4 protein-coding genes are annotated in these 6,986 nt (G+C 26.0%); 3 read left to right on the plus strand and 1 reads right to left on the minus strand.

The features are described from left to right. Positions 1–531 precede the first annotated feature (531 nt). On the plus strand, positions 532–2,139 hold the full coding sequence (locus MBCUT_RS02490) for an FAD-dependent oxidoreductase (protein ID WP_067258443.1): 1,608 nt from the start codon (positions 532–534) through the stop codon (positions 2,137–2,139). A 125-nt stretch (positions 2,140–2,264) separates the two neighbouring features. On the opposite strand, the gene MBCUT_RS02495 is transcribed toward MBCUT_RS02490, so the two are convergent. Then, positions 2,265–4,070 (minus strand): ribosome biogenesis/translation initiation ATPase RLI, encoded by a 1,806-nt coding sequence (locus MBCUT_RS02495; protein WP_067258446.1) that lies wholly within the window; start codon positions 4,068–4,070, stop codon positions 2,265–2,267. A 972-nt stretch (positions 4,071–5,042) separates the two neighbouring features. On the opposite strand from MBCUT_RS02495, the gene MBCUT_RS02500 reads away from it, so the two are divergent. Both MBCUT_RS02500 and pth2 read left to right on the plus strand, forming a co-directional pair. Beyond that, on the plus strand, positions 5,043–5,981 hold the full coding sequence (locus MBCUT_RS02500) for a hypothetical protein (RefSeq protein ID WP_067258449.1): 939 nt from the start codon (positions 5,043–5,045) through the stop codon (positions 5,979–5,981). A 388-nt stretch (positions 5,982–6,369) separates the two neighbouring features. Beyond that, a complete protein-coding gene (pth2, locus tag MBCUT_RS02505) occupies positions 6,370–6,711 on the plus strand; it encodes an aminoacyl-tRNA hydrolase (protein ID WP_067258453.1) in 342 nt (113 codons plus the stop codon). Positions 6,712–6,986: the final 275 nt, after the last annotated feature.

The raw sequence follows: 6,986 nt of genomic DNA on the forward strand, positions 1-6,986 counted from the left end.
TGAATTTTTTAATAAAAAATAAAAATAAATAAATAAATTAGTATTCATCCTCAAAATTTCAATGAAAATAGCAAATTTTTATAAATAAGAAGTTATTTAGCCAAACTTTTTATAATATGAGATATAATAAAATAATATAAGAATATATTATTTAATCTCAAAGTTTAAGAATTAGAAAAAATTATCTAACTCAAAAAATTCAAAATAGTGCTTAAAGGAATTTATAAGCAAAATATAGTCCCAAAAAAAGAATTATTTTTAATTGTTAGTATATTAAAATTAAAAACACAAGAAATCTAGTATAAGAGACTTCTCTGATAGTATAAGAGATTTTTCTGATAGTATAAGAGACTCCTCTGATAGTATAAGAGACTCCTCTGATAGTATAAGAGATTTTTCTGATAGTATAAGAGACTTCTCTGATAGTATAAGAGACTCCTCTGATAGTATAAGAGATTTTTCTGAATATGTATATGTGTATTATATATTATTATTGAAACATAAATAAATTTATATTTGAGGTTGATTTTTTTGTTAAACGGAAAACACATATCATTTTGGATAGATAGTGTAGAATCTGCAGATTTTCCCCCTCTTAAGGATAAAACAACTGTAGATGTAGCTATTATTGGAGGAGGAATAGTTGGACTTACAACTGGCCTAATGCTCAAAGAACAAGGTTTAAAAATAGCTATAGTTGAATCAAAAAGAATAGGCTGTGATGTAAGTGGATCAACAACAGCTAAGATTACGATATCTTCAAATTTAATCTATGATCATATAGTATCTAATTTTGATCTGGAAACCGCTTCAAAATTTAGAGATGCTAACATGTTAGCCTTTAATAAAATAGCTGAAATAATTGAAGAACACTCCATTGATTGTGATTATAAAAAAGTTCCATTATATATTTATTCTACTGATAAAAAAAATTTTAAAGACATTGAAAAAGAATATGAAACATTGAAAAAACTAGATATAGATGCTATTTTGACTGACAAGTTACCAATACCATTCAATAAGGACCTAAATAATAATAATAATAATAATAATAGTAAGGATAATAATAATAAGGATAATAATGAGGAGAATGATAATGATACTAATGAGAATGATAACAATAAGGATCATGATAAAGTTATAAATAAAGCTCTTAAATATCCTAATCAAGGAGAATTTCATCCTAAAAAATATAATAATGCTTTAGTAAAGCTCATCACAGGTGATGGATCCTATATGTTCGAAAACACAAAAGTAACTAATATTGAAGAGGGAGATACAAAAAAAATATCAACTGAAAATGGAGATATTTTTGCCAATTCTGTAGTTGTAGCTACCAATTCGCCAATATATGATCCAAATTCAACTTTATCTTATATGTATCAAGTTAAATCTTATATGTTAGGAGCTTATGTGAAAGAAAAGTTGCCAAGTGGTATGTTTGTTAATATAGAACCTTTCCATACTTTCAGAACCACTCCAACTAAAAAAGGAGATTTGCTGATTATTGGAGGAGAACATCATTTTACTGGTCAGATTGAAGATACTGATAATTGTTTTAAAAAACTAGTAAAATTTGCTAAGGAAAAGTTTAATGTTGAGTCTATTGAATACTTCTGGTCTAATCAAGATGCTAAACCTGATGATAGATTACCAATTATTGGTGAAACTTCTCAAAAAGGAATTTATGTAGCTACTGGCTTTGAAAGTTGGGGAATAGTAAAAGGAACATTGGCAGGAATTATACTAACAGATTTGATATTAAATAAAGAGAATAGCTATGCAGAGATTTTCTCCCCAAAAAGACTTAAAAATCAAAATTCAATAAAGAAACGTTGTGCTAGTAACTTCAATACAAAGGATTTAAATGAAGAAGAAGCTAAAATATTAAATGATTCCATCTTAAAATTAGAACAAGAAGAAGGTAAAATAGTTAAACTTCCTAATAGAGCAATAGCTATTTATAAAGATCTAGATTCTAATGTTTTTGCATTCCATGGAAATTGTAGTCATTATGGTTGTGAACTTAAGTGGAATTCCGCGGAAAAAAGCTGGGATTGTCCACAGCATGGTTCCAGATTTGACTATAAAGGTAACTCTATTCATGGACCAGCTATTGCAAATTTAAAACCTATTTAAATTAATTTATTTAAATTAATTAATAAAGAAGTAATTTAAAATCATGATCATATTAATAAGAAACATTTCATCAGATTTTATATAAAAAAAACCTTCTTTGACAAAATTTTCTAGTTTTAAGACAGCTATTTACTTTTTAAATAATAAAATTCTCCTGACTCTTTTTGTTCTCTATCCAAATAGCTATCTAACTTATTTACCCTTGGTCTTTTTGTTTCTTTGTCTCTTCTGAATGTAATATTCAAATCCTTTAAAAATGTGTTCATTGATGTTCTGAGATCTGTTGGCTTTGTAGCTATTCCTTCGATCCCTGGCTCACCTTGGAAAACCATAGCCCTATCAGAGATGTAATCTATGAAAACTATATCATGGTCTATTATCAGTGAAGCCGCATTTTTACTTTCAATAATTTTTCTAATAGCTCTTCCAGCTATTAATCTTTGTTCAACATCTAAAAAAGCTGTTGGCTCATCAAAAAGATATATTTCGGCTTCTTTAGATAAAGTACTAGCCACTGCAAGGCGTTGTAGTTCCCCACCACTTAATTCATTAACTTGTTTATCTAATAGCTCTTCTAATGAAAATGGCTTCATAATCTCTGTTTTAAATATATTAGAACCATAACTTGGAGCATTCATATATAAGAAATCTTCAACCCTTCCATCAAAATTAGAAACAATATATTGTGGTTTGTAAGCTATTTTTATATCTTCCTCAACTTCTCCTGTATCAGGCTTGATTACATCTGCCAATATTTTTGCAAATGTTGTTTTTCCAATTCCATTTGAACCAAAGGCTGTTACAATTTCATCATGGAAAACTTCTCCAGCTTCAGCACTTAACGAAAAACCTTCATAAGATTTTTTAAGGTGTGTATATGATACAATAGCTGTTCCTTCATCTTCAGGGGTTGGAGGGCGAATACTAAATTCAATAGGGTTTTTTCGGATTCGGACATTTTCTTCTTTTAAAAACCCATTTATGTATGCATTGATTCCTACCCTAACGCCTTTCATTTGAGATACTACACCATAAGCTCCAGCTTGTCCATATAAGATGTGAATATTATCTGAAATTGCATCCAACGTAGCTAAATCATGTTCTATAACCATGACAGATTTTCCAGCGCCAGCTAATGTTTTTATTACTTTAACAGCGTTTAAACGTTGGCGAACATCTAGCCAAGATGTTGGTTCATCGAAATAATAGAAATCACCTTCCCTCAAAACAGAAGCAGCAATAGCCACTCTTTGAAGTTCTCCACCACTGAGATTAGCTATTTCTCGATTCAAGATATTTTTCAAATCAAGTATCTCTAAAACATTACCAAGCTGATTTCTCTCATCGACACCAGTTAATAAATCTTTCACATTCCCTTTAACAAATTTTGGTAGTTGATCTACCATTTGTGGCTTATGTATAACTTTTATTTTTCCTTTTGATAGATTTTTGAAGTAAGTTTGTAATTGTGATCCTTTGAAATGATTGATTACATTTTCCCATTTGTTTTCTGTATTTGCACCAAAATTATCTTCACCTTCTTCCCAATTTCCTAAATTAGGTATCAATTCTCCTGAAAGAATTCGTATTATAGTAGATTTTCCAATCCCATTGGGACCAAGAATTCCAACTACTGATCCTTCACTAAGATGAGGCAGACCAAATAGCTCAAACATATTTTGCCCATAACGATGAATTGGTTCTTCGAGAGCTTCAGGTAGGTTTATAACAGATATAGCACTAAATGGACAACGATTTGTACATATACCACACCCAGAACATAATTCTTCAGATATTAATGGTTTTTTTGTCTTTTCATCAATAACTATAGTGTCTTCTTCCATACGGACTCCTGGGCAGTATTCAATACATAAATAATTACATTTTTTGGGTTGGCACCTGTCTTGGTCTAATATGGAAATTCTAGTCAATTTATCACCTTAATTATACAAATTATCTTATGATTCTATTTTTAGATCTAAAAATAGCCAGATTGTAATAAATATTAATAGCTATATATTTCTACTAACTATATAATTTTAATAAATATTAATAGCTATATATTTCTACTAACTATATAATTTTAATAAATATTAATAGCTATATATTTTTAATAATTATCTATCTTTAATAGATATCTTAATTAAATGAAATAAAATTATACTATAGTCAATTTGATAAAGTTCTTAATAAATAAATCATCTAAAAAAATATTATAATCTTAAATTAATGATTTTAATCAATTTATTAAATTAAGAAATATGTTTAAGTAATATATTTTTAATAATAATCAATTTTAAGATGTTATAATTAAAAATAAATGATATTAAGAATTTAATTTATTTTCAAAACTTAAGAACTTTTCCAAAAATACTATAATTTAATATTGGATCTAGTTAACAATTTACTAACTATATTATACTATTAATTTTATAGTATTAATCTAGTAATCATATTAATATATTCCTTTTTAAATTTCATTAATTAAAATAAGATAAAGGAAGTATAAATAATTATATGGAAACATTTTAAAACATACTTTTTTATTGATTTTATATTATAATTTTTTAGAAAAATATTGTATTTAAAATATAAAAAATGTTGTATTTAAAATATAAAAAATGTTGTATTTAAAATATAAAAAATGTTGTATTTAAAATATAAAAAATGTTGTATTTGAAATAGAATAATCTATTTATATTTATTTATTGGTAAAATTATATATGTTCTATTTAAATAATAGTTACACTATAGTTATTAACAAGTATACTAATAGTTTAGAAATAATTAAATAGCAAATAACTTTCACATGCTAAAATTACAATAAAATAAATAATATTAATTGAGGTGGAAAAATTAGAAAAAGCTATTTTATATCAAAAAAATTAATCTTTTCTATAGCATTGTTATTTATATTTATTATTAGTCTCCCTACGGCCAATGCAGTAGACATAATACTTAATTCAAATGATTTAGATATTAGTAATGAAGCTATAGTTAAAGACGTTGAAAATGATACTGATTCAGATTGTATAAATTCCAATCATAGAACATGCTATGAACTCACTTGCACTAACATCAGCAGAAATTCCAGTGCGTTTGTTGTGGGTTATATAGATGATTTTACAGACAACAACGATGATTTCAACTACGAGGATAATATCAGTCTAGATAATGATGATGTGAGAGTAAACAATTACTCTGATGCAAATATTAGTGTAATAAATTCACCATCTAATAGTAATATGACATCTAATCACATTTTTGAACCAAACACTAATGATCCATTTGATGTTACTTTATCTTATTTTCCAAACAAAGATTACAGTAATCTTAGAACTATTCTACTTGATACAACATACAACAAAACAGGGTGTATCATTTTGTGTGCTAGAAACCAAGTTGACCAATCCACCATTATAATAGAGAGTGAAGTTCAAAATTTTAACTACTTTAACAACCCTACAACACCACAACCTACCAACATAACAATAAATAGTCCTAAAGCTAAACGCAGCGAAATTATTGATTTGATAGCGAAATTAACTGATCAAAATAATGATCCATTGATACTTGAAGAACTTGTATTCCATATTGCTGATAAAACAATACCTTCTATAACTGATTCTGATGGAATAGCTAGAATCCTATACAATATTAAAGATGATGATTTTACAAATAGTAAATTAGATTTCACTGTTTCTTTTAAAGAATACAAAAACTATTTGCCTACAAGTGCTATTGGAACCATAGATTTGGTTATAGAACCAAAAACTACTCCTGAGAAGAATATTAATAATAGTAATGAAAAATCAGCAGTCAACGGAACAACATATCCATAAAATCTAATTAAATTCTATTATCCAATAGATTTAATCGATTATAGGGAAAGACAAATATTTTAAAAATTTTTTTTTCTTTTTATTTTCTTTTTTATAAATCATTTATAATTATAGCCCTTTTTAAAATAATAAGAAAAGGATATATTTTATCATACAGTAATTTAATACATATAATCCTTCTATTAATAATTAAAAAAAATAATTTAGCAATAATTAAAAAAATAATTAAAAAATAATTTAGCAATAATTAAAAAATAATTAAAAAATAATTTAGCAATAATTAAAAAAATAATTAAAAAATAATTTAGCAATAATTAAAAAATAATTAAAAAATAGCTAAATAATAAAATAAACAGATAATCATGTTAAAAAAGTTAAGGTGTAAGTAATGAAACAAGTGATGATAGTACGTAATGACCTTAAATTATCTAAAGGAAAAACAGCAGCGCAATGTTGTCATGCATGTTTAGGATCATATAGAAAAGCAGACCCTGAGAAAATTAGGAAATGGTCAAATGATGGAGAAAAAAAGGTCATAGTTAAAGTCAATAGCTTAGAAGAGTTATTTGAAATAAAAGAAATAGCTAAAAAAAATAACATTCCAAATTATCTAGTAAAAGATGCTGGAAGAACTGAGATACCTAGAGGAACTTTTACATGTTTAGGTCTAGGACCTGATGAAGATGAAATTATTGATAAAGTCACCAATGATTTAAAGTTGCTTGGGTGAAATATTATTTTAATCAATCATTATTTTAATTAAATTGATGGTGCAAAATTATTTAAAAATGGAAATAATTTTAGAATATATTTCTTTATTTTTATTTGTATGTTACTATTAATATTCTAATAAATAATATCCTTATGAGATCAATTTAGTCTTTGTCTATTTTGTTCATGATAGAAAAATAAAAAAGTTACTTGGTGAGATTTATATTTTATGCACAATAAGAAATTTTATCACATTATAATTTTCATTTGTCACTTAAAAAAGCTTTAAAAAGT

It is taken from the genome of Methanobrevibacter cuticularis (assembly GCF_001639285.1).
GTDB lineage: Archaea > Methanobacteriota > Methanobacteria > Methanobacteriales > Methanobacteriaceae > Methanobaculum > Methanobaculum cuticulare.

Bases quoted from the DNA above. Each gene is read 5' to 3' on its own strand.
- pth2 (WP_067258453.1), top strand. From the start codon at position 6,370: ATGAAACAAGTGATGATAGTACGTAATGACCTTAAATTATCTAAAGGA.